The organism is Mesorhizobium sp. M1004 (assembly GCF_040318795.1).
GTDB lineage: Bacteria > Pseudomonadota > Alphaproteobacteria > Rhizobiales > Rhizobiaceae > Mesorhizobium.
Window position 1 is genome coordinate 138,043 of the sequence record NZ_JAMYNB010000014.1, and the last position, 20,298, is coordinate 158,340.

26 protein-coding genes are annotated in these 20,298 nt (G+C 62.7%); 18 read left to right on the plus strand and 8 right to left on the minus strand.

Translation table 11 applies throughout. The annotated features are described in order from the left end of the window. Positions 1–79: 79 nt before the first annotated feature. A complete protein-coding gene (locus tag NKH54_RS26055; protein WP_460221912.1) occupies positions 80–742 on the plus strand; it encodes an arylesterase in 663 nt (220 codons plus the stop codon). Between the two features lie 182 nt (positions 743–924). Then, the gene (gene thpR, locus NKH54_RS26060; protein WP_023671722.1) at positions 925–1,521 is read left to right on the plus strand and encodes an RNA 2',3'-cyclic phosphodiesterase; all 597 of its coding nucleotides are present in this window, start codon (positions 925–927) and stop codon (positions 1,519–1,521) included. Here the strand turns inward: thpR and NKH54_RS26065 are convergent. Then, positions 1,425–1,952 (minus strand): low molecular weight protein-tyrosine-phosphatase, encoded by a 528-nt coding sequence (locus NKH54_RS26065; RefSeq protein ID WP_023671721.1) that lies wholly within the window; start codon positions 1,950–1,952, stop codon positions 1,425–1,427. The two genes, thpR and NKH54_RS26065, sit on opposite strands and share 97 nt — an antisense overlap. Positions 1,953–2,056: 104 nt before the next feature. Between NKH54_RS26065 and NKH54_RS26070 the strand changes: the two genes are divergently transcribed. From NKH54_RS26070 to NKH54_RS26090, 5 genes are all read left to right on the plus strand, one after another. Further along, entirely contained in the window at positions 2,057–2,353 is a 297-nt protein-coding gene (locus NKH54_RS26070) for a 4a-hydroxytetrahydrobiopterin dehydratase (RefSeq protein WP_023698863.1), read from the plus strand. A gap of 117 nt (positions 2,354–2,470) precedes the next feature. Beyond that, on the plus strand, positions 2,471–2,833 hold the full coding sequence (locus NKH54_RS26075) for a YkvA family protein (RefSeq protein ID WP_023687669.1): 363 nt from the start codon (positions 2,471–2,473) through the stop codon (positions 2,831–2,833). A 314-nt stretch (positions 2,834–3,147) separates the two neighbouring features. After that, positions 3,148–3,651 carry an invasion associated locus B family protein gene (locus NKH54_RS26080; RefSeq protein WP_023671718.1) on the plus strand — a complete coding sequence of 168 codons (504 nt, stop codon included), beginning with the start codon at positions 3,148–3,150 and terminating at the stop codon, positions 3,649–3,651. Positions 3,652–3,760: 109 nt separating this feature from the next. Continuing rightward, a complete protein-coding gene (gene rlmN / locus NKH54_RS26085; protein ID WP_352596810.1) occupies positions 3,761–4,993 on the plus strand; it encodes a dual-specificity RNA methyltransferase RlmN in 1,233 nt (410 codons plus the stop codon). Further along, complete coding sequence (locus NKH54_RS26090; protein ID WP_352596808.1) at positions 4,990–5,457, plus strand: hypothetical protein; 468 nt, start codon at positions 4,990–4,992, stop codon at positions 5,455–5,457. The genes rlmN and NKH54_RS26090 overlap by 4 nt, the downstream gene beginning before the upstream one ends. On the opposite strand, the gene NKH54_RS26095 is transcribed toward NKH54_RS26090, so the two are convergent. After that, on the minus strand, positions 5,429–6,070 hold the full coding sequence (locus NKH54_RS26095) for a LysE family translocator (RefSeq protein WP_352756368.1): 642 nt from the start codon (positions 6,068–6,070) through the stop codon (positions 5,429–5,431). The genes NKH54_RS26090 and NKH54_RS26095 overlap by 29 nt on opposite strands. Positions 6,071–6,257: 187 nt before the next feature. Here NKH54_RS26095 and NKH54_RS26100 point away from each other — a divergent pair, with 187 nt between their 5' ends. From NKH54_RS26100 to NKH54_RS26110, 3 genes are all read left to right on the plus strand, one after another. After that, complete coding sequence (locus tag NKH54_RS26100; protein ID WP_023698861.1) at positions 6,258–7,490, plus strand: argininosuccinate synthase; 1,233 nt, start codon at positions 6,258–6,260, stop codon at positions 7,488–7,490. Positions 7,491–7,630: 140 nt separating this feature from the next. Beyond that, positions 7,631–8,053: a hypothetical protein gene (locus NKH54_RS26105; protein ID WP_353029275.1), complete on the plus strand. Its 423-nt coding sequence runs from the start codon at positions 7,631–7,633 to the stop codon at positions 8,051–8,053. Between the two features lie 185 nt (positions 8,054–8,238). Beyond that, positions 8,239–8,547, plus strand: a complete 309-nt coding sequence (locus NKH54_RS26110; RefSeq protein WP_023726018.1) for a hypothetical protein — start codon at positions 8,239–8,241, stop codon at positions 8,545–8,547. A 100-nt stretch (positions 8,548–8,647) separates the two neighbouring features. On the opposite strand, the gene NKH54_RS26115 is transcribed toward NKH54_RS26110, so the two are convergent. Then, entirely contained in the window at positions 8,648–9,445 is a 798-nt protein-coding gene (locus NKH54_RS26115; protein ID WP_023671711.1) for a lytic murein transglycosylase, read from the minus strand. 293 nt (positions 9,446–9,738) lie between these two features. Between NKH54_RS26115 and NKH54_RS26120 the strand changes: the two genes are divergently transcribed. The 7 genes from NKH54_RS26120 to NKH54_RS26150 all read left to right on the plus strand — a co-directional run bounded on the left by NKH54_RS26120 (position 9,739) and on the right by NKH54_RS26150 (position 16,349). Beyond that, positions 9,739–10,836 (plus strand): zinc-binding metallopeptidase family protein, encoded by a 1,098-nt coding sequence (locus NKH54_RS26120; protein WP_353029277.1) that lies wholly within the window; start codon positions 9,739–9,741, stop codon positions 10,834–10,836. Positions 10,837–10,898: 62 nt separating this feature from the next. After that, the gene (locus NKH54_RS26125) at positions 10,899–11,498 is read left to right on the plus strand and encodes a DUF1236 domain-containing protein (RefSeq protein ID WP_023742092.1); all 600 of its coding nucleotides are present in this window, start codon (positions 10,899–10,901) and stop codon (positions 11,496–11,498) included. 147 nt (positions 11,499–11,645) lie between these two features. Then, positions 11,646–12,596: a CPBP family intramembrane glutamic endopeptidase gene (locus tag NKH54_RS26130; RefSeq protein WP_353029278.1), complete on the plus strand. Its 951-nt coding sequence runs from the start codon at positions 11,646–11,648 to the stop codon at positions 12,594–12,596. A 382-nt stretch (positions 12,597–12,978) separates the two neighbouring features. After that, positions 12,979–14,574, plus strand: a complete 1,596-nt coding sequence (ffh, locus tag NKH54_RS26135; RefSeq protein ID WP_023702591.1) for a signal recognition particle protein — start codon at positions 12,979–12,981, stop codon at positions 14,572–14,574. Between the two features lie 7 nt (positions 14,575–14,581). Further along, entirely contained in the window at positions 14,582–14,908 is a 327-nt protein-coding gene (locus tag NKH54_RS26140) for a chorismate mutase (protein WP_023671706.1), read from the plus strand. 105 nt (positions 14,909–15,013) lie between these two features. After that, a complete protein-coding gene (gene rpsP / locus NKH54_RS26145; RefSeq protein ID WP_023671705.1) occupies positions 15,014–15,415 on the plus strand; it encodes a 30S ribosomal protein S16 in 402 nt (133 codons plus the stop codon). An 88-nt stretch (positions 15,416–15,503) separates the two neighbouring features. After that, positions 15,504–16,349, plus strand: a complete 846-nt coding sequence (locus NKH54_RS26150) for an acyl-CoA thioester hydrolase/BAAT C-terminal domain-containing protein (protein WP_353029285.1) — start codon at positions 15,504–15,506, stop codon at positions 16,347–16,349. An 87-nt stretch (positions 16,350–16,436) separates the two neighbouring features. Here the strand turns inward: NKH54_RS26150 and NKH54_RS26155 are convergent, their stop codons facing one another. The 3 genes from NKH54_RS26155 to NKH54_RS26165 form a co-directional block, all read right to left on the minus strand. Next, positions 16,437–16,700 carry a YMGG-like glycine zipper-containing protein gene (locus tag NKH54_RS26155; protein WP_353029279.1) on the minus strand — a complete coding sequence of 88 codons (264 nt, stop codon included), beginning with the start codon at positions 16,698–16,700 and terminating at the stop codon, positions 16,437–16,439. Between the two features lie 152 nt (positions 16,701–16,852). Continuing rightward, on the minus strand, positions 16,853–17,380 hold the full coding sequence (locus tag NKH54_RS26160; RefSeq protein ID WP_352638666.1) for an SRPBCC family protein: 528 nt from the start codon (positions 17,378–17,380) through the stop codon (positions 16,853–16,855). Between the two features lie 14 nt (positions 17,381–17,394). Further along, positions 17,395–17,805: a DoxX family protein gene (locus tag NKH54_RS26165; RefSeq protein WP_023687655.1), complete on the minus strand. Its 411-nt coding sequence runs from the start codon at positions 17,803–17,805 to the stop codon at positions 17,395–17,397. A gap of 357 nt (positions 17,806–18,162) precedes the next feature. Here NKH54_RS26165 and NKH54_RS26170 point away from each other — a divergent pair, with 357 nt between their 5' ends. Beyond that, positions 18,163–18,570, plus strand: coding sequence for an ACT domain-containing protein (locus tag NKH54_RS26170; RefSeq protein ID WP_023702586.1), 408 nt, complete (start codon positions 18,163–18,165; stop codon positions 18,568–18,570). A gap of 311 nt (positions 18,571–18,881) precedes the next feature. Here the strand turns inward: NKH54_RS26170 and NKH54_RS26175 are convergent, their stop codons facing one another. Further along, entirely contained in the window at positions 18,882–19,916 is a 1,035-nt protein-coding gene (locus tag NKH54_RS26175; RefSeq protein WP_023671698.1) for an aspartate-semialdehyde dehydrogenase, read from the minus strand. Between the two features lie 107 nt (positions 19,917–20,023). Beyond that, positions 20,024–20,149 (minus strand): hypothetical protein, encoded by a 126-nt coding sequence (locus NKH54_RS26180; protein ID WP_352841535.1) that lies wholly within the window; start codon positions 20,147–20,149, stop codon positions 20,024–20,026. Between the last annotated feature and the right edge of the window lie 149 nt (positions 20,150–20,298).

Below are 20,298 nucleotides of genomic sequence, written 5' to 3' on the forward strand. Positions count from 1 at the left end.
GCGTCCTATATCAGGATGAAGGCTCTGCTTGCCGGAAGCCGCCGCCGGAAGAATTCCTCGGGTATATGGGGCCTGCCACATGTCTTTCAAACGCAAGATATCTTTCAAACGCTTGAATGCCGCAGGGCTCGTCCTTTTCGTCACCCTTTGCGGCGCCATTTCGTCCGTGAGCGCCGAGACGTTCACCATCGTCGGCTTCGGCGACAGCCTGATGGCCGGTTTCGGCCTCGGGCCTGGCGATGGCTTTACCGACAAATTGCAAGCTGCGCTGCGCGCCAAAGGCCATGACGTCACCGTAGCCAACGCCGGCGTTTCAGGCGACACCTCGAGCGGCGGCTTGGCGCGGCTTGACTGGTCGGTGCCGGATGGGACAAGGCTGGTTATCCTCGAACTCGGCGCCAACGACATGCTGCGCGGCGTCTCGCCCAGCATTACGGAAAAGAACCTGGACGACATGCTGGCGAAGCTGAAAGCGCGCAAGATCGCGGTGCTTTTGGCCGGCATGCGCGCCGCTCCCAATCTCGGCGCCGACTACCAGAACGCCTTCGATGCGATCTATCCAAAGCTGGCCGCGAAATACGATGTGCCGCTCTATCCGTTCTTTCTCGATGGCGTCGCCGGACAGTCCGGCCTGCAGTTGGAGGACGGCCTGCATCCCAATCCGAAGGGCGTCGCAGTGATGGTCGAGCGCATCCTGCCCGCCGTGGAGAAGGCTGTTGCGGCAGTTCAGGGTGGCGGTTGAACGCCGGCCTGACGAGAATAACGCGGCGTTCGCCTCGCGCGAACTTTGAAACAAAAGACCGGGCTGCAGAGGGCCCGGGTCGCCTGTTCGTAAAAATGCCTGCAACCAACAAACCACTTGCCCCGTTTGACTATCGATGATTCGCTAGGGGCACAGTTCGATTCGAGGAAGGGAGGCTCACCATGCCGCGTCTTTTCACCGCCCTCGAAATACCTCGTGACGCCGCTCTTTCGCTGTCCCTGCTCAGGGGCGGCCTGCCCGGAGCCCGCTGGATCGATGTCGAAAACTACCATCTGACGCTGCGCTTCATCGGCGACGTCGAAGGCCATATCGCCGACGAAATCGCCAACGCGCTCGACCGGGTGCACCGCCCATCCTTCTCGCTCACCCTGTCCGGAGTTGGCGCTTTCGGCCAGAAGAAGCCGCACGCCGTCTGGGCCGGCGTCTTCGCCTCGCCCGACCTTTCGGCGCTGCAGAGCGAAATCGACCGCATCTGCCAGCGGCTCGGCCTGCCCGCCGACCCGCGCAAGTTCACCCCGCATGTTACGCTGGCACGCTTGCGCAATTCGAGCCCGCTCGACGTCGCCCAGTACCTGTCGGCGCGCGGCAATTTTGCGACGCTACCGTTTCGCGTCGGCCGCTTCGTGCTGATGTCGTCGCGCGATTCGGTCGGCGGCGGTCCCTACATTGTCGAGGAGGCGTGGCCGCTCTCCGGCGTCGACGCCCGCGCCACCAATCTCGTCGCCAGCGCCTCCGACGCTTCGCGGATCATGCGGTAGACCGAAGCGAACGCTTCGGCCCCGTCATAATAGGGATCCGGCACGTCGCGGGTTTTGCCCTGCGCAAACTCTGCCAAGAGATGAATACGTTCGCGCGCACCGGCCGGCGCCAACGCCTTGAGGTCGCGGACATTCTGCCTATCCATGCCGAGGATCAGGTCGAAGCGCGAAAAATCCCCCGGCCTGACCTTGCGTGCCCGCTGCCCTGATATGTCGATGCCGTGGCGGGCCGCAATCGCGATCGAGCGCGGGTCGGGCGCTTCGCCGAGGTTCCAGCCGCCGGTCGCCGCAGAGTCCAGCACAATATCGTCCAGCACCATGTCGCGGCCGCGCTCCGCCAGCACGGCGCGAAACACGCCTTCGGCCAGGGGTGAACGGCAGATGTTGCCGAGGCAGACGAAGAGTATGGAATTTATCGGCTTTACGCTCATTCGATATGCGCCGTTCGTGCATTTGGAAGCCCAAAACGCAAAGGACTTTTGGGCGACTTGCATTATGGTGAGGGTCGATATGTGGGATAGCACGGGAAATCATCATGAAGAGAGAGAAACTCAGCAAGGACGCCATCGCCGCCGCACTGGCCGAACTGCCTGGCTGGTCGCAGGCAGCCGATGGCGCCTCCATCAAGCGCAGCTTTGTCTTCAAGAATTTTTCCGAAGCCTTCACCTTCATGACCCGCGTCGCGCTGGCCGCCGAGAAGATGGACCATCATCCCGACTGGTCGAACGTCTACAAGACTGTCGACGTGACGCTCAACACCCATGATGCCGGCGGTGTCACCGCGCTCGACATCGCGCTGGCCAAGAAGATGAATGGGTATGCAGGCGGCTGAACGCTGGGGCGGCAACGCCAAATCGGCGCCATCCTCTTGCAGTGGACCGGGACTTTCACCACATTTTCCGTGGCGGCCGCGCAACGCGTAGCGCGACGGCCGGCAAGGAGAGGATTGATGGCGCAGCAGCCCGGTTTTGATTTCTTCGGCTTCGGCAGCAAGCTCGGCGACGAGAGTGAAGTGCGCGCCAAATTCTGGCGCACGGCCAAGAAGGCCGCCCGGCAGATTCCGTTCATGGAAGAGGTCGTCGCCGGCTATTATTGCGCGCTCGACAGGAAGACGCCTTTGCGTGCCAAGGGCATATTGCTGGCAGCGCTTGGCTATTTCGTGCTGCCGGTCGATGTCATACCCGATTTCGTCTTCGGCCTTGGGTTCACTGACGACATCGCCGTGCTGACCGCCGCGATCTCCGCGGTAAGCGCCCATATCACCCCTGCGCACCGCAAGGCCGCCAAGGAGGCGATCGCCGACAAGAGCTGAATCGGCGTCGCGTTGGCAACTGGGTTCAGAAGAAATCCTCCGCTCAAACAGGACGATAGCGGCTTGGCTTCGGGTTCCGCTGCGGCCGTTCGAAAAGTCAAACTCTTGCCGCTTTCGTGGCCTCCAAGTCGCCGCAGGGACATTGCGAAAGCCGTTTTTTCAAGAAGCGGCGCGGAAATGGCGGTGGTTTCCATGGGTGAATGTCCTTTTCCAAGGGAAATTCACCGTTTGGTAACCCAGATTAAATCAAAATGAAGCGACGGGCAGGACGCCAAGCCGGCCTGCCCCGCACCATTTGGAATACGGGAAAAGCGATGCGCGGATTGATTGCACTAGTCTCGAGCCTGGTCCTGGTGGCCTTTGCCGCGCCGGCGCTGGCGCAGCAGGCGACCAAGATCGGCCAGCACAATGCCTGGGGCACCTACAGCTACCAGGCGCAGGGCGGCAAGGTCTGCTATGTGCTCACCGTGCCGACCGACAAGCAGCCGCCGACGCTCGATCACGGCGACATGTTCTTCTTCGTCAGCCAGCGCCCGGGCCAGCAAGTGTCCTACGAGCCGCAATTCATCGCCGGCTACACATTCCAGGAAGGCTCCAAGGCCACCGTCACCATCGACAAGAAGACGTTCTCGATGTTCACCCGCGGCAAGTCGGCCTGGGTCGAGAACGCCGCCGAAGAGCCTGTGCTGATCGCCGCCATGAAGACTGGCACCGACATGAAGGTCTCGGCGAAGTCTGGCCGCGGCAATCCGACGACCTATGTGTTTTCGCTGAAAGGCATCTCGGCCGCGCTGACGTCGATCGCCAAGTGCAAGTAGGCTAGCGCGGTTCCCGCCGCATGACTCTCGCCGCAACCTGTGCTATGCGCCGCGCTTCTTTCGGCACGATGGATGAAATCGGCCGCAATTCGCTTATATTGGCGCTGATATGACCCTTTCCTTCGATCTCACCAATGAGGGCGCACGCGACGCGTTGCGCACTCGCGCCACGCCCGAGAAGCCGTCGCTGATCGGCCTGACCCGGACCGAGCTCGGCGAGGCCCTCATCAGTGCCGGCATCGTGCCCGAGCGCCAGGCGAAAATGCGCGCCCAACAGCTCTGGCACTGGATGTATGTGCGCGGCGTCTCCGATTTTGCCGGCATGTTCAACATCTCCAAGGATCTGCGCGCCGAACTCGACAAGCATTTTACCGTCGCCCGGCCCGAAATCGTCGAGGAGCAGATTTCCTCCGACGGCACGCGCAAATGGCTGTTCCGCTTTCCGCCGCGCGGCGCCGGCCGTCCCGTCGAGATCGAGACCGTCTACATCCCCGAGGAAGGCCGCGGCACGCTATGCATCTCATCGCAGGTCGGCTGCACGCTGACCTGCTCGTTCTGCCACACCGGCACGCAGAAGCTGGTGCGCAATTTGACGGCGGAAGAGATCCTGGCGCAATTGCTCACCGCCCGCGACCGGCTCGGCGATTTCCCCGACCGCGACACACCCGACGGCGCCATCGTCCCTGCCGAGGGCAGAAAAGTCTCCAACGTCGTCATGATGGGCATGGGCGAGCCGCTCTACAATTTCGAGGCGGTGAAGAAGGCGCTGCTGATTGCCTCCGACGGCGACGGACTGTCGCTGTCGAAGCGCCGCATTACGCTCTCGACCTCCGGCGTGGTGCCCGAGATCTTCCGCACCGGCGAGGAGATAGGGGTCATGCTGGCGATCTCGCTGCACGCCACCAATGACGATCTGCGCGACCTGCTTGTGCCGATCAACAAGAAGTATCCGCTGAAGGAACTGATCGAGGCCTGCCGCGCCTATCCCGGCCTGTCCAACGCCAGGCGCATCACCTTCGAATATGTGATGCTGAAGGACGTCAACGATTCCATCGAGGACGCCAAGGGGCTGATCAAGTTGCTCAAGGGCATTCCAGCCAAGATCAATCTGATCCCGTTCAACCCGTGGCCGGGCACCAACTATCAGTGCTCGGACTGGGAGACGATCGAGAAGTTTGCCGACTACATCAACAATGCCGGCTATGCCTCGCCGATCCGCACCCCGCGCGGCCGCGACATCCTGGCCGCCTGCGGCCAGCTCAAATCCGACTCCGAACGCATGCGCAAGGTCGACCGCCTGGCGCTGGAAGCCATGATGATTGCGGGGCATGGCGAGGCGTGAGCCGCCTCTTCGCCTACCTCGTCCGCTTCACCGTCATCCTGTTCGGCTATGTCGTCGCCTCATTGGCGGCGAGCGCCTTTCTCAACGTGCTGTTCCTGGCTTCCGTCGGTTATAAGCCGGACGATGCGCACCCGATGATGGCCACGGCGCTCTATTTTTCGATTCCGTTCGTGGCGCTGTTTGTCGCCTATTTCGCTTTCATACCGGCGGTGGTCGCAATCCTTATCTCCGAGGTCCTCAGCCGCCGCGACTGGCTGTTCTATGCACTCGCGGGCGGCGTCGTGGCCGCGGCCTTCCTCGGCTTCGTCCATCAGAACGTGGATGTCGACGTCACCAAACCGCACGCCATCGCCGCGGTGATCGGCTGCGGCATGGTCGGCGGCATCTTCTACTGGCTAAGCGCCGGCCGCTGGGCCGGAAGCTGGTGGCAGGCCGCTACTTCGCCTGAGCTGTCAGGATCTTGAGCGCGAAGGCCGAAAACACACCGGCAAAGAGATAGTCTACCACCCGCGTCACCCGCGGGCTGGCCTTCATCGCCGCCGAAAACCTTTCCGCAGCAAAGACCATCGGCGCTGTCACCGGGACCGACAGCACGATGAACATGAGGCCGAGGAAGAACAGTTTTCCCGGCGCGTTCGGATCGTGAGCGGAGACGAACTGCGGCAGAAACGTCATGAAGAACAGGATGATCTTCGGGTTGAGCAGGTTGACGCCGAGTCCGGCGGCCCAGCTGCGGAACAGCGAAATCTGCGGGCCATTCTTCTTCTGCGGTGAAAACGCCGAGCCCTTGGTCATCGCCTGCCAGGCCAGGAACACCAGATAGACGGCGCCGAAGATTTTCAGCACCAGGAAGGCCATTGGCGAGGCGACGATCAGCGCCGAGATGCCGACCGCCACCAAAGTTGTGTGGATCAGCGTTCCGAACAGAGCACCCGCCAGCGAGGCAAAGCCGGCGGCGCGGCCCTGGCTCAGTGTGCGCGAGACGAACAGCGTCATATCCGGCCCCGGCGTGATCGCCAGGACCATGGTGGCGATGGCGAACTGGATCAGCGTCGTGGTATCGGGAATGAAGGACATCGGTGGCCCCTAGCGAATGATCGTCGGTCTATAACGCAGCCTCCCCGCTCACGCCAGCAACTGACTGGCGTGGCATCTGGTCCAGCGGCTGCGGCGGCCGGAGCCCGTTCATCCCTTGCGCTGGCCGGAAATGCCGTGATACCTCGCCCCCGAAACTCATCGCGGAACCGCCAAAATGTCCCCAGCAATGCCCAAGACAAAAGACGTCAAGAAGGTCGTGCTCGCCTATTCCGGCGGTCTCGACACCTCCATCATCCTGAAATGGCTGCAGACCGAGCTCGGCGCCGAAGTCGTCACCTTCACCGCCGATCTCGGCCAGGGTGGCGAGTTGGAGCCGGCGCGCAAGAAGGCCGAGATGATGGGCATCAAGGATATCCGCGTCGTCGATGTCCGCGAGGAATTCGTCGCCGACTTCGTCTTCCCGATGTTTCGCGCCAATGCCGTCTATGAAGGCACCTACCTGCTCGGCACCTCGATCGCCCGGCCGCTGATCTCCAAACACCTGGTCGAGATCGCCCAGGAGGTCGGCGCCGATGCTATTGCGCATGGCGCCACCGGCAAGGGCAACGACCAGGTGCGTTTCGAGCTGTCGGCCTATGCGCTGAATCCCGACATCAAGGTTATCGCGCCGTGGCGCGACTGGTCGTTCAAGTCGCGCACCGACCTGATCAACTTCGCCGAGCAGCACCAGATCCCGGTGGCCAAGGACAAGCGGGGGGAGGCGCCGTTCTCGGTCGACGCCAACCTTCTGCACTCCTCTTCCGAGGGCAAGGTGCTGGAAGACCCGTGGAGCGAGCCGCCGGAATTCGTCCATCAGCGCACCGTCTCGCCGATGGAGGCGCCGGACAAGGTCACCGAGATCGAGATCGAATTTTTGAAGGGCGATCCGATTGCACTGAACGGCAAGAAGCTGTCGCCGGCCGCCATGCTGACGGCGCTTAACGATCTTGGCCGCGACAATGGCATCGGCCGGCTCGATCTGGTCGAGAACCGCTTCGTCGGCATGAAATCGCGCGGCGTCTACGAGACCCCCGGCGGCACCATCCTGATCGTCGCCCACCGCGCCATCGAATCGATCACGCTCGACCGCGGCGCCGGCCACCTCAAGGACGAGTTCATGCCGCGCTACGCCGAGCTGATCTACAACGGCTTCTGGTTCTCGCCCGAGCGGCTGATGCTCCAGGCGATGATCGACAAGAGCCAGGAAGACGTCGAAGGCACGGTGCGCCTGAAACTCTACAAGGGCAATGTCATGGTCACCGGCCGCAAATCCAAGAAGACGCTCTATTCCGACGCGCTGGTCACCTTCGAGGATGACCGCGGCGCCTACGACCAGAAGGACGCCGCCGGCTTCATCCGCCTCAATGCGCTGCGGCTGAGGACGCTGGCGGCAAGGAGCCGCAAGGGTGAACCAAACTAGTGTTCCAGGAAAACCCGGCGGTCACGCAGGGTTTTTATTTGGTACCTCTAATATAAGAGACCAAGCTGGCTGACATGGTTTCCGTTTGACCTTTTAAAAGCCTCATCTAAATTCCTTCTCGGGACGGAGGGATTCTGATCGTGAAAAACGCCATTTTTCTCATGCTTGCGGCGGCCATCGTCTTTACCGGATGCCAGTCCTCGCAGGCGGCCGCAAAACGCGAGCAGGACGGGTGCATCTCCGCCGTCCATCTATGGAGCATCACGTTCAAGCACGAAATCGCCTCTTTCATGGGCGTCTCGCAGGAGCGCATGCCGGCCCTGTTCTGCCAGCGCATCACCGAAGGAGTACGCAGCGGGCGGATCAGCTACTCCGATTTGAACAGAGTGCAGCTAGACCTGCCGACCGAGGTATGGCTGGTCATCAAGGGCAAGTCAAAGGCGGCTGCCAGGGCCGCGCCGGTGCTGCGCAACTCCAAATTCCGGAGCTGCAAAGGTACTGAAGGCGCCTTCGAGGTTCCTATTTCCCAGAAGTGCCCGTTGAGCGGCTACGCACATTATTGAGAGCCCAGGCGCTCAGCCGGCATTTGCGCCAACGATCGAGCAATTCGAGAAAGAGCATGCCCGACTTTGTCCGTAACTGCGTAAAAACAAAGAAATAGAGCGGCGGCAAAGAACTCAGTGCTTTTCCTGCTTGATCTTTTCGGGCCCTTATCTAGCCTCCTCACAATCGATGGGTGCAGCTGACAATGAAGCCGTGGTTTGTGGCCCTGCCTGCAATGGTCGTCATGCTGGCCGGTTGCCAGACTGGGCAGGAGCAAGTGAGTCAGGATCCCGAGGCGGCATTCGATCGCTGCGTCAGCAAGGTGGCCATATCGAATATATCGGCCAAACACGAGATCGCCGCTTTTATGGACGTTTCCCTGGAGCGCATGCCGCCACTGCTGTGCCGCCGCCTTGTCGATGCCATGAAGACCGGCCGGCTGACCTTCTCCGACATAAACCGCCTCCAGTTCGACCAGTCCACGGACATCTGGAAGGTCATAAAAGGCGGGTAGCCGCTTGGCTGCTGAACGGTTTGACCGCCAAAAGCTCCAGTCCTTGCAGAAAAGCCCGGCGCATGGCCGGGCTTTCCGTTCTTCGATCTGGATATTTCTGTCAGCCGCCGTCGATCGCGTCGGCGATCTGGGCGATGGCCTGCTGGTAGACGCTGGCGGAATTCCAGCCGGCGATGGCCCCCATATTCGCACTCGCGCTCGCACCCGCCCGCCAGCCATGAGCCTTGAGGAAGTTGGCCGTCGAAGCCAAGGCCGTCGCCTTGTCGCGCAGATTTCCGTTGCCGACGCCATACTTCAGGACATTGCCGGGCAGGAACTGCGTATGGCCGATCTCGCCATGCGCAGCGCCGACCGACGAGGCGCTCAGCGCGCCGCGATCGACCAGCTTCAGCGCCGCAATGGCGTGCGGGTAAAAGAACCCCGGGCGACGGCAATCATAGGCAAGCGTCAGAATGGCGGAGACCGTGTTCTGGTTGCCCAGGGAGGCTCCGAAGCCGGTTTCCATGCCCCAGATGGCCAGCAACACGCCCGGCGACACCCCGTAATTGCTCTCGATCCTGTCGAACATCGCCGCATTCGACTTCTTCAGCGCACGGCCCCTGGAAATGATCGCAGCTCCGCCACGGCGCTTCATGAAGGCGTCCACCGAACCGCTGAACGCCTTGTGGATGGCGCGGTCGACGGAGATTGTCTTTGTCGCGTAGCTGGCACCGGCCAGAGCAGCCAGACCCTTCCCACCAACACCTTCGGACCTGGCCTGCGCGGCAAAATCCTGCTTCCACGCTTCGAAGCCCGCGCCGGTCTTGCCGCAGCTGGCCGCCGCCTGCGCGCCCGTCGCCAGCGCGAGTACCGCGACCACCGCGGCAGCAATAATCTTTCCCTTGGCAAGCAATGCCATGCTTTCTCTCCTGATTGCCTGAATCACGTCCCGGTTGCGAACTTGCCAGCGAAACGCGCCATTGTCACCGTACCCCCGGCGCTACCCTGGCCAATGCAGCGGAATTTGCTTACGATCAAGTGCTTATTGTGGCCGAAACGCCCGGCGCCGGGCAGGCGAATTCGCTGCTCGGGTAAAAAGAGGTGACGGGGGCATGGAACGGCGGCCCGTGGCGGGCGTTTGGGCGAGGCGCCGCTCCGCACCATATTCCTCCTCTGACGCCATACGCCAACGCCTGACGCATCGAGAACGACATGAAACTGTTCGACTGCCCGCATTGCGGCCACCGCCTCTACTTCGAGAATGCGCAGTGCCTGAATTGCGGGAGTCTCGTGCTTTACGATCCCGAGCATGCGCGCTTTGCCTTGTCTGACGTCGACGGCATCTTCCACTGCACCAATGCGGATGAATGCGCCTGCAACTGGATGGCCGAACCGGGCCATACCTACTGCCGCGCCTGCGTGCTGAACCAGCTGATCCCCGACCTCTCCGTCGACGGCAACCGCCGCCGCTGGATTCGCGTCGAGGCGGCCAAGAAGCGCGCCGTCTATTCGCTGCTCGCCTTCGGCCTGCCGGTAGCGCCCAAGCACAAGCACGGCGACGAAATCGGCCTCGCCTTCGACTTCATTGCCGATCCGATCGGCGGCGGTCCCGGCGGCGAACGCATCCTTACCGGCCACGACAACGGCCTGATCACGCTCAACGTCGCCGAGGCGGACTCGGCCGAGCGCGAGCGGCGGCGCGTCGAGATGGGCGAAAATTACCGCACGCTGCTTGGTCATTTCCGTCATGAGCTTGGCCATTACTACTGGGACCGGCTGATCCGCGACGTGCCGCAACGGCTCGAAGCCTTCCGGGCGCTGTTCGGCGACGAACGCCCGGACTACGAGCAGGCGCTGAAGGCCTATTACGCCAATGGCGCTGCGCCCGACTGGCAGCAGAACCACATCTCCGCCTATGCGACGTCGCATCCATGGGAAGACTGGGCCGAGACCTGGGCGCACCATCTCCACATCACCGACACGCTGGAGATGGTGCACGCGCTGAATTTTCCACTCGGCCAGCTTGAGACGATGGAGACCAATGTGCTGCCGCAAGGCGACACCGGCGGCCGGTTGCAGGCGGCGCCCGCGGAACCTGACGCCGTGCCCGAGCCGTTCGAAAAGATTCTCGCCCGCTGGCTGGTACTCTCGGAAGCCTCCAACTCGATCAACCGCTGCATGGGCCTGCCCGACCTTTATCCCTTCGTCATTTCGGACGTGACGGCGCAGAAACTCAGCTTCGTGCATGAGCTTTTGACCGGTTTGCCGAAAGAAACCGGAACAAATCGTGAGCTGGCGTCGGTATTTTAGCCGGAACGCATGCGTTCTGGTTTCGTTTGGTGTCGCGAGGGACCATGAAAGGGAGAGAAACCATGAGACGCATATTGTTTCCGGCCGTCGCCGGGGCGCTTGTCGCGATGTCGGGTGTGGCACTCGCCGATACCGCCGTCTCGGCCGTCACCGATCTTAATGTGCGCGCCGGCCCCGGCCCGCAATATCCTGTGATCGGCGTGCTCGCCGCCGGCCAGTCGGCGACGCTCAATGGCTGCATCGAAAACAGCAAATGGTGCACCATTGCCGAAGCCGGAGGCCAGGGCTGGGTCTATTCCGACTATGTCACGGCCGATTTCGGCGGCAACCGGGTCGTTCTGACACGCCGCCCCGCCGACGCCGCCATCACCGTGGTTACACCGCCGCAGGATGATTATCCCGATACCTATACCGGTGCGATTCTGTCCGACGACGGCCCCGTCGACGCCATCGACAGGCCACCGGCGGAAGTCGGCACCTATGTCAGCACGCACCGGCTCGATCCTGTCTATCTCGAGGGCGAGGTGGTGACCGGTGCCACCTTGCCCGACACGGTCGAACTGCGCGAAATCCCCGACTACCGCTACCGCTACGTCTATGTGAATGGCCAGCAGGCGCTGGTCGACCCACAGACACGGCGCATCATGTACGTCGTGCGCTGATTTTGCCTGGAAAGAATGACAAGTGAACTCGTGCCGCCCTCCTGCCGAGGCTGAGGGCGGCAAAAGGGTAGCTGAACAGCAGCAATTGCGCGAGAGCCGACGATCCCCTAGATCATGCGACCCGATGCGTTCGGCAGAGGAACTCGCGTGATATCAGATCCAGCCGCCTTCGAGCGCTATAGCAACACGGCCACCGAAAAGACGAACCTGCCGCGGCTGATAATTGGAACGGCAGTCGTCGTCCTGTTCTGGGTGGCGATCACCCTGGTTGTGGTGCTTGGCGGCACCTATGTCGCGATCGTCTGGCATGTATTGCCGGACGATTCGCGCGGGCCGCTTCAGGGCTTTCTGGCCTCGCCCATCGGCATACTCACCGCACTCACCTCGTTTACCGGCATCTGGCTCGGCCTCTGGCTTGCCATGCGTTTCGTCCATGGCGAGCCGCTCTCGGCGCTTTTCGGCGCCAGTCGCCGCGTGTCCTTGTCGGGCTTCCTCAAGGGCCTGGTCGCGGTGCTGATCACATCCGCGCTTTCCGAAATCCTGCTCTACTGGCTACAGCCCGAAATCGCCCGCGGCACGATCAACCTGTCGACCTGGCTGCTGTTCCTGCTCCCGATCGTGGCGCTGACCCTGCTGCAGACCTCGTCCGAGGAGATGCTGTTTCGCGGCTATCTGCTGCGCGGCCTGGCCAGGCGCTTCGAGAGCCCTTACGTGTGGGCGCTATTGCCCGCTTTGCTGTTCACCTCCTTGCATTGGAGCCCGGGCTCGACCCCCGCCATCAACGCCTGCGTGCTGGCCTCGATCGCCGCCTTCGCCTTGCTGTTGACGCTGGTGGTTTATGTCACCGGCAATCTCGGCGCCGCCTTCGGCGCCCATCTCGGCAACAATCTCACCGGCTTCCTGCTGATCTCGCATCAGGAGAACTACAATTCCTTCGCCCTGTTCAACGCCAAGCCGCTGGAAGGTCCGGACTGGACGACGACGGATGCCGTCATCATCGCCGCCATCGGTATCGTCTGCACCTTGCTGACGATCCTGCTGCTTCTGCACCCGCGCTCGCCGCTGAAGGTTACGGCCGACCCTCGGGATGCAGGGTGAACTAAACAGGGACCGATCCAGAGACCGGGAAGCCGCCCTTGTCTTGACTCTTCGGCCGATTTCCTGTCTACAGCCCCGAAATCCGCGACGAGTATCCCTCCGAGCAAGCCGACCAGGACGCCAAAACCTTTTGAGGTGGGTGCTGTAAACAGATCCTGGAGGCCAACACCCGGCAGCGCTGAGCGCCCCCGGGTGCTTTTTGGTTTTGAGCTTTGCTTGGATGAGCGGCGCGAACGCACTACCTCTCGGCACCATCGGGGTGCCTGAGAAAAAGGAAACGGAATGTTTGAATCGCTGCAGGAGCGCACAAGAGGCGTGGAGGGCCATCGGCCCGACAGGGATCACCATGAATCCAAGGCGCTCTCGCGCGGCGGGTTGACCAATGTTTGAATCACTTCAGGAGCGCCTTGGCTCCATCCTGAACGGCCTGACCGGCCGCGGCGCGCTGTCGGAGGCTGATGTCTCGGCGGCGTTGCGCGAGGTGCGCCGTGCGCTGCTCGAAGCCGACGTTGCGCTGGAAGTGGTGCGTTCCTTCACCGACAAGGTGCGCGAGAAGGCCGTCGGCGCGGCTGTCGTCAAGTCGATCAAGCCCGGACAGATGGTCGTCAAGATCGTCCATGACGAGTTGGTCGACATGCTCGGCGCCGAGGGCGTCGCCATCGACCTCAATGCGCCGGCGCCGGTCGTCATCATGATGGTCGGCCTGCAGGGCTCCGGCAAGACGACGACCTCCGCCAAGATCGCCAAGCGCCTGACCGAGCGCCAGAACAAGAAGGTTCTGATGGCCTCGCTCGACACGCGGCGGCCCGCGGCGCAAGAGCAGCTGCGCCAGCTCGGCGAGCAGGTCAAAGTCGCGACCCTGCCTGTCATTGCGGGCCAGAACCCGGTCGACATCGCCAGGCGCGCCGTCCAGGCAGCCAAGCTCGGCGGTCATGACGTCGTCATCCTCGACACCGCCGGCCGCACCCATATCGATGAGCCGCTGATGGTGGAGATGGCCGACATCAAGAAAATGTCGAGCCCGCACGAAATCCTGCTGGTCGCGGATTCGCTGACCGGCCAGGACGCCGTCAACCTTGCCAAAAGCTTCGACGAGCGCGTCGGCATCACCGGCCTGGTGCTGACCCGCATGGACGGCGATGGCCGTGGCGGTGCCGCGCTTTCGATGCGCGCCGTCACCGGCAAGCCGATCAAGCTGATCGGCACCGGCGAAAAGATGGACGGGCTGGAGGAATTCCACCCCAAGCGTATTGCAGACCGCATCCTCGGCATGGGCGACATCGTCTCGCTGGTCGAAAAGGCCGCCGAAAACATCGACGCCGAGCAGGCGGCGGCGATGGCCAAAAAGATGCAGTCGGGCAAGTTCGACCTGAACGACCTTGCCGGCCAGCTTCAGCAGATGTCGAAAATGGGCGGCATGGGCGGCATCATGGGCATGATGCCCGGCATGGGCAAAATGAAGGACCAGATGGCCGCCGCCGGCCTCGACGACAAGATGTTTGGCCGCCAGCTAGCCATCATCTCGTCGATGACCAAGGCCGAACGCGCCAATCCGGACATGCTGAAACATTCGCGCAAGAAGCGCATCGCCGCCGGCTCAGGCACGGATGCGGCCGAGATCAACAAGCTCTTGAAAATGCATCGCGGCATGGCAGACATGATGAAGGCGATGGGCGGCAAGGGCAAAGGCGGCGGCTTGATGCGCGGCATGATGGGCGGCCTTGCCTCCAAGATGGGCCTCGGCGGCATGATGCCTGGCGGCATGGGCGGCCCTGGGGGCATGATGGGCGGCGGCATGCCCGACCTCTCCAAGATGGATCCCAAGCAGCTCGAAGCCTTGCAGAAGCAGATGCCCGGCCTTGGCGGCATGAAGGGCCCGCCCACCCCGAGCGGCGGTGGCCTGCCCGGTCTGCCCGGCGGCATGAAGCTTCCCGGCCTTGGCGGCGGTGGTCTGCCCGGCCTCGGAAAGAAGAAGTGAGGACGCTATGAACGAAGAAAAAGACATGGCCGACGCACGCACCATCCTGGCCGGCTATCGCGCCTCGATCGACAACATCGACGCCGCCCTCATTCATATGCTGGCCGAGCGCTTCCGCTGCACCAAGGCGGTCGGCGTGCTCAAGGCCGAGCATGGCCTGCCGCCCGCCGACCCGGCGCGCGAGCAGGAGCAGATCACCCGCCTTCGCCAGCTGGCGAAGGACGCTCATCTCGACCCCGATTTCGCGGAAAAATTCCTCAACTTCGTCGTCCGCGAAGTGATCCGCCATCACGAGCAGATCGCCGCGTCCAACGGCGCAAGCAAAACCGGCTAACAAAGTGCATGTCGCCCAAAAGTGCGCAGCGGTTTTGGGACAACGACCTGCACCAGACAAAGCCATTAACCCAACACTGACATCAGAAATTTTAGGAGAAATGAAATGCCCTTGAAGATCAGACTGGCCCGTGCGGGCTCGAAGAAGCGCCCTTACTACCACGTCGTCATCGCCGACGCCCGTTCGCCGCGTGACGGCCGGTTCATCGAGTCGATCGGCTCGTGGAACCCGCTGCTGCCCAAGGACGGCGAGCGCGTCAAGGTCGACGCCGACCGCGTCAAGCATTGGCTGTCGCACGGCGCTCAGCCGACCGACCGCGTGCTGCGCTTCCTCGATGAGGCCGGCCTCCTCAAGCGCGAAGCCCGCTCCAACCCGAAGAAGGCCGAGCCCGGCAAGAAGGCGCAGGAACGCGCCTCTCTGCTGAAGAAGGCCCAGGAAGACGCCGCCGCCGCTGTTGCCGCCGCTGCTGCAGCCCCGGCCGAAGCGGAAGCCGCCACCGCCGAATAAGCATCGCGTCATCGCATCGACAAAACGGCGGGCCTGTGCCCGCCGTTTTGCTATTGTGCGGCGATGTCATATGGCGTTCGAACGAAAGATGACTGAGCGGACCGTCACGGAAGAGACCCTTTTCGGCGGCGTAGCCGGAACGCTGTTGCGATGCGCCGGCGCCACGACAGGCGTCGTCGTGCTGAGCGGATCGAGCGGCCGCATCGACGTCACCCGCGCCCGGCTCTTTGCCAAGGAAGGAGCATCCGCTCTCGCGCTGCAATGGTTTGGCGGCGAAGGTCAGGTGCCCGGCATTTGCGAGATCCCGCTCGAAACGTTTTTCGCGGCGACCGGCTATCTAGTCCAGATGGGATGCCGGCGCATCGTCTATGTCGGGACCTCGAAAGGCGCCGAGGCCTCCCTGCTTGCGGCGGCTCATGATCCACGCATTGACGTCGTGGTTGCGATCAGCCCGACATCGGTGGTCTGGGGGAATATCGGGCCGGGCCGCGACGGCGTCAGCTGGCCGGAACGATCGTCGTGGACGCTCGAGGGGATTCCTTTGCCGTTCGTCCCAAGCAATCCCGCTTGGAACGCGGAGTATGTCGACGGTCTGGTGTCCTACCGAGGCCTCTTCCAGCGTGCCTTGCAAACCTTCAAGGACGCTGCGGCCGAGGCTGCCATTCCCGCCGAAGCTATTTCAGCCGACATTGTTCTGGTTGCGGGCGGCGACGACGCGCTATGGCCATCGCTGGATTTTGCCCAGTCGATCATTCAGCGTCGCCAGGACACCGCAATGACCACCTGCCTCGTCTCAGTGCCCGACGCCGGCCACCGCATTCTGCTGCCGGGCGAAAACACGCCGCGCTCGGGGCTGCACGCCCATGGCGGCAATGACGACGCCGACACACGCCTGGGCCGCCTGGCTTGGGAGCATATCTGGGGATTGCTGTAGCGCAGGCAGCCATGGTCCAGCTGTCTTGGGCAACAGCGAAACCGGCGATCTATAGCCGCCGGTTTCCGATGTTGGACCTGGCTGTGTTCAATAACCGTCGGGGCAGCTGGCGATATAGGTGCGCCCGTTCCGGCCGCGGTAGCGACATTGACCGCTTTCGCTGGCACGGCCGATCAGCGCGCCGGCCACGGCGCCGACGGCGCCGCCGACGACGGCGCCCTGAACCGGATCATTTGCCACAGCTGCGCCAACCGCCGCGCCGCCGAGGCCGCCGACCGCGGCACCCTTTTCGGTTTGCGAGCACGCGCCCAGCGCGGCCGCCAGTACCAGAATGATCATCGCTCTTTTCATTATCGTTCCTCTCTCACGCGGATCGCCGTCCTCGCCGCCACGGCTCTAACTCCCAGACGGCTGATTTGATCCCGATGACGTGAGAGATCGCGGTGTCCGCGCCGGTCACATTCGTGCCGACCGCCGCCGAGCTTGTTGAATTCCAGGCTTTTCTACCTTTCGGCTGCCTTTTTCAGATTGGCTAGGCCAGCCTCGAAATCCTTGCCGATCAGCGTATCGAAACTCATGAACAGGCCCATCAGCTTGGCAATGAAGGGCCGGCTGCCGCGCATTGCCCAGGTGACTGCGGTGGTGTCGCCCGAGGGCTTCAGGGTGAAGTCGACGCTGTTGCTGGCCCGGAACGGCTTCTCGAAGTCGAGCTTCAGCGACACCAGCGAAAATGGCACGGAATTGACGATCTCCATGCGTCCCTTGCCGGCCTTGGCATTGCCTTCCCAGGCGTAGGCGGCGCCCTTGCCGGCATCAGCGCCCGACAGCGTGCGCTTCATCAGCGGGTCGAGCTTTTCGTAGGGTGACCATTCCGGCCAGTGCTTGAAATTGTTGATCAGCGGAAAGATCGCTTCCGGCGCGGCCTTGATGCTGGCGGTGCGGGCGGTGACGAAATCATTCGACCTCGTCGCCGCATAGATGAGCACGGCGGCGATGATGACGACCAGGAGGATGAGAATGGTGCTGAGCATGTTTTTCTCCTCGCTTAACGGCTGAACGGGATCAGGGCGCGCACGCTTGGGTCGCGCAGATAGAGACCGCCCCACAGGATGATGCCGAGATAGACGCTAAACAGCGTGTGCGAAAACAACGGGCTGCCGACGCGCATATTTGTGGCGATGGCGCCGCCGAGATAGCCGGTGAGCAGGATGGCGCCGAGCACCGAGGTGCGGGGCAGCGCATAGAGCGCGGTCGAGATCAGCCCGATAATGCCGAGCGTGCGCGCGACATTGACATCGGCCGGCCAGCCGAGCGGCACCATGGTCTGGGTGACGACATCGAGCGGCGGCAGCTTGATGACGCCGTCGAAGATCATGAACAGGATGATGAGGCCGCTGAGCACGCGGCCGGTCCACAGGGCGCCCGATGAGACGGGCATGGTTTGAGAAATACTCACGGGTGTTCCCTCCTAAGCGGTTCGAGCCGTTTGCTCGCTTCGGACCAAGGACGAGCGATGGGGCGGCGATCCTACAGGGTGCGGATTCTTTTTGGGTAGCAGCAAGCAAAAGCCGCTGCGTGGCGATCCTTCACACCCCCCTCTGGCCTGCCGGCCATCTCCCCCGCAAGGGGGGAGATTACACGCTCGACCGCTTCGGCAATGTTCCATGAATGAGCTGAGCATCGAAACCGCCGATCTCCCTGCTTGCGGGGGAGATGCCCGGCAGGGCAGAGGGGGGCGCTGTCCCTCCACCTTGACGGACTATCGACATCCACCAGTCACGGCTATTGATAGGGCTGGGCGAGAGACGAGCGAATGGCCGGCGAGACTGATCTGAAAAAGCTGCTGGCGGCGATGACGCCGGAACTGCTGCCGGACGTCTACGTGTTCGCTACGCTCACACCTGGAATCAGCCGGCAGGCAGGCCTCGATCCCGTGATGGTCTTTCGCGAGCGCGAGGGTGTGACACTGATCGTGACCGAGGACGCGGCACGGGCGGCCGGGCTGACCGCTTCGTTCCGCTGCCGCATGATCACCCTGAACGTCCACTCCTCGCTGGAAGCCGTCGGCTTCCTCGCCGCCATCACCGCCCGGCTGGCCGCCGCCGGCATGGGCGTCAATCCGGTCTCTGCTTTCTATCATGACCATCTGTTCGTGCCCGCTGAGCGGGCCGAGGAAGCGATGGAGTTATTGCGCCAACTGGCCAAGGATAGCGCCGGCTGAGTATCAAGCTCGACGCACGTAGAGATTCGGCAGGCCTTCTTCGTTGGTGGTGCCGTCGCCGAACGTCTCCGGGCGAAAGCCATGGCGCTCGTAGAACCGACGCGCGCCGGTGTTGGCCTGGAAGCAATGCAATCGACGTTTCTCAACAGAGGTCAGCGCCCCTCATCCTCCTGCCGGGACCTTCTCCCCGTGAACGGGGAGAAGGAAGGCTTCGGCCGAAGGCCGAGCCCGCGACTGCGGGCCGCCGGCCTTCCGGCGCCCCCGCGGAGGGCCCGCCGCGGCAGCAACGATACGGCCCGTGAGCGAATAAACTATGCCGCCTTCTTCTTCGGCTGGATCAGGCCGCGCTCGACCAGAAGCTCGGCGATCTGCACCGCGTTGAGCGCCGCGCCCTTGCGCAAATTGTCGGAGACAATCCACATCGACAGGCCGTTGTCGATGGTCGAATCCTCGCGGATGCGCGAGATGAAGGTCGCGTCCTCGCCGGCCGATTCCAGCGGCGTGATGTAGCCGCCATCCTCGCGCTTGTCCAAGACCTGGCAGCCTGGCGCTTCGCGCAGGATATCGCGCGCCTCGTCGGCGGTGATCGGCTTTTCGAACTCGATGTTCACGGCTTCGGAATGGCCGATGAACACCGGCACGCGCACACAGGTCGCCGTCAGCTTGATCTTGGGGTCGAGCATCTTCTTGGTCTCGGCGACCATCTTCCACTCTTCCTTGGTCGAGCCGTCGTCGAGGAAGACGTCGATGTGCGGAATGACGTTGAAGGCGATGCGCTTGGTGAACTTCTTGACCTCGACGCCATCGGCGACGAACACCGCGCGGGTCTGTGTAAAGAGTTCGTCCATGCCTTCCTTGCCGGCGCCGGATACCGATTGATAGGTGGCGACGACGACGCGCTTGATGGTTGCGACATCGTGCAGCGGCTTCAGCGCCACGACCAACTGCGCCGTCGAGCAGTTCGGATTGGCGATGATGTTCTTGCGGGTGAACAGCGAGATCGCATCCGGGTTCACTTCCGGCACGATCAGCGGCACGTCCTGGTCGTAGCGGAAGGCCGACGAGTTATCGATGACGACGCAGCCCTGCTTGCCGATCTTCGGCGACCACTCCTTCGAGACGTTGCCGCCGGCCGACATGATGCAGATGTCGGTGTCGGAAAAATCATACTGGTCGAGCGTCTTGACCTTCAGCGAACGGTCGCCGAACGACACTTCGGTGCCCTGACTGCGCCGCGAGGCCAGCGCCACGACTTCGCTTACCGGAAAGCCGCGCTCTTCCAGTATGTTGAGCATTTCGCGGCCCACATTGCCCGTGGCGCCGACTACCGCAACCTTGAAACTCATCAGAAATCTCCTGTCCCTCTCCGCTTGGTTTTTGGAGAAAACCCGCCGGCCAATGCGGGTTCCGTCCCCCGGGCCGGACCCGGGAGAGGGTGGTTAGGCCAAGGGAATCACACCGTGGTGGTGGTTTTTTTGGCCATGGTTTTGCTGGAACGGTAAGACGCGCCGACGCGCCCGGCCCCATGATTGTGGCCGCGGAAGTCGAAGGCAAGAAGAGCCATCAGAAGGCCGCGCATCGAAAATGATCCCGTTCGATGCCGGCTTTTACGCGGTTTGCGTCAGGAGTCAATTGCGGCCAGGCACACGCCTGCCCTGTACAATAGCGGCCGCAAGAAGTACGAACGCCCAAATAGTGTTTGGCTGGCGTGCGTCAGCCCCGGCATGT

Bases quoted from the DNA above. Each gene is read 5' to 3' on its own strand.
- NKH54_RS26095 (WP_352756368.1), bottom strand. From the start codon at position 6,070: ATGTCCTTCATTCCCGATACCACGACGCTGATCCAGTTCGCCATCGCC.
- NKH54_RS26175 (WP_023671698.1), bottom strand. From the start codon at position 19,916: ATGAGTTTCAAGGTTGCGGTAGTCGGCGCCACGGGCAATGTGGGCCGC.
- NKH54_RS26155 (WP_353029279.1), bottom strand. From the start codon at position 16,700: ATGAAAAGAGCGATGATCATTCTGGTACTGGCGGCCGCGCTGGGCGCG.
- thpR (WP_023671722.1), top strand. From the start codon at position 925: ATGCCGCGTCTTTTCACCGCCCTCGAAATACCTCGTGACGCCGCTCTT.
- NKH54_RS26075 (WP_023687669.1), top strand. From the start codon at position 2,471: ATGGCGCAGCAGCCCGGTTTTGATTTCTTCGGCTTCGGCAGCAAGCTC.
- NKH54_RS26055 (WP_460221912.1), top strand. From the start codon at position 80: ATGTCTTTCAAACGCAAGATATCTTTCAAACGCTTGAATGCCGCAGGG.
- NKH54_RS26080 (WP_023671718.1), top strand. From the start codon at position 3,148: ATGCGCGGATTGATTGCACTAGTCTCGAGCCTGGTCCTGGTGGCCTTT.
- NKH54_RS26110 (WP_023726018.1), top strand. From the start codon at position 8,239: ATGAAGCCGTGGTTTGTGGCCCTGCCTGCAATGGTCGTCATGCTGGCC.
- NKH54_RS26115 (WP_023671711.1), bottom strand. From the start codon at position 9,445: ATGGCATTGCTTGCCAAGGGAAAGATTATTGCTGCCGCGGTGGTCGCG.
- rpsP (WP_023671705.1), top strand. From the start codon at position 15,014: ATGCCCTTGAAGATCAGACTGGCCCGTGCGGGCTCGAAGAAGCGCCCT.
- ffh (WP_023702591.1), top strand. From the start codon at position 12,979: ATGTTTGAATCACTTCAGGAGCGCCTTGGCTCCATCCTGAACGGCCTG.
- NKH54_RS26180 (WP_352841535.1), bottom strand. From the start codon at position 20,149: ATGCGCGGCCTTCTGATGGCTCTTCTTGCCTTCGACTTCCGCGGCCAC.
- NKH54_RS26070 (WP_023698863.1), top strand. From the start codon at position 2,057: ATGAAGAGAGAGAAACTCAGCAAGGACGCCATCGCCGCCGCACTGGCC.
- rlmN (WP_352596810.1), top strand. From the start codon at position 3,761: ATGACCCTTTCCTTCGATCTCACCAATGAGGGCGCACGCGACGCGTTG.
- NKH54_RS26125 (WP_023742092.1), top strand. From the start codon at position 10,899: ATGAGACGCATATTGTTTCCGGCCGTCGCCGGGGCGCTTGTCGCGATG.
- NKH54_RS26120 (WP_353029277.1), top strand. From the start codon at position 9,739: ATGAAACTGTTCGACTGCCCGCATTGCGGCCACCGCCTCTACTTCGAG.
- NKH54_RS26150 (WP_353029285.1), top strand. From the start codon at position 15,504: ATGACTGAGCGGACCGTCACGGAAGAGACCCTTTTCGGCGGCGTAGCC.
- NKH54_RS26170 (WP_023702586.1), top strand. From the start codon at position 18,163: ATGGCCGGCGAGACTGATCTGAAAAAGCTGCTGGCGGCGATGACGCCG.
- NKH54_RS26160 (WP_352638666.1), bottom strand. From the start codon at position 17,380: ATGCTCAGCACCATTCTCATCCTCCTGGTCGTCATCATCGCCGCCGTG.
- NKH54_RS26065 (WP_023671721.1), bottom strand. From the start codon at position 1,952: ATGAGCGTAAAGCCGATAAATTCCATACTCTTCGTCTGCCTCGGCAAC.
- NKH54_RS26140 (WP_023671706.1), top strand. From the start codon at position 14,582: ATGAACGAAGAAAAAGACATGGCCGACGCACGCACCATCCTGGCCGGC.
- NKH54_RS26100 (WP_023698861.1), top strand. From the start codon at position 6,258: ATGCCCAAGACAAAAGACGTCAAGAAGGTCGTGCTCGCCTATTCCGGC.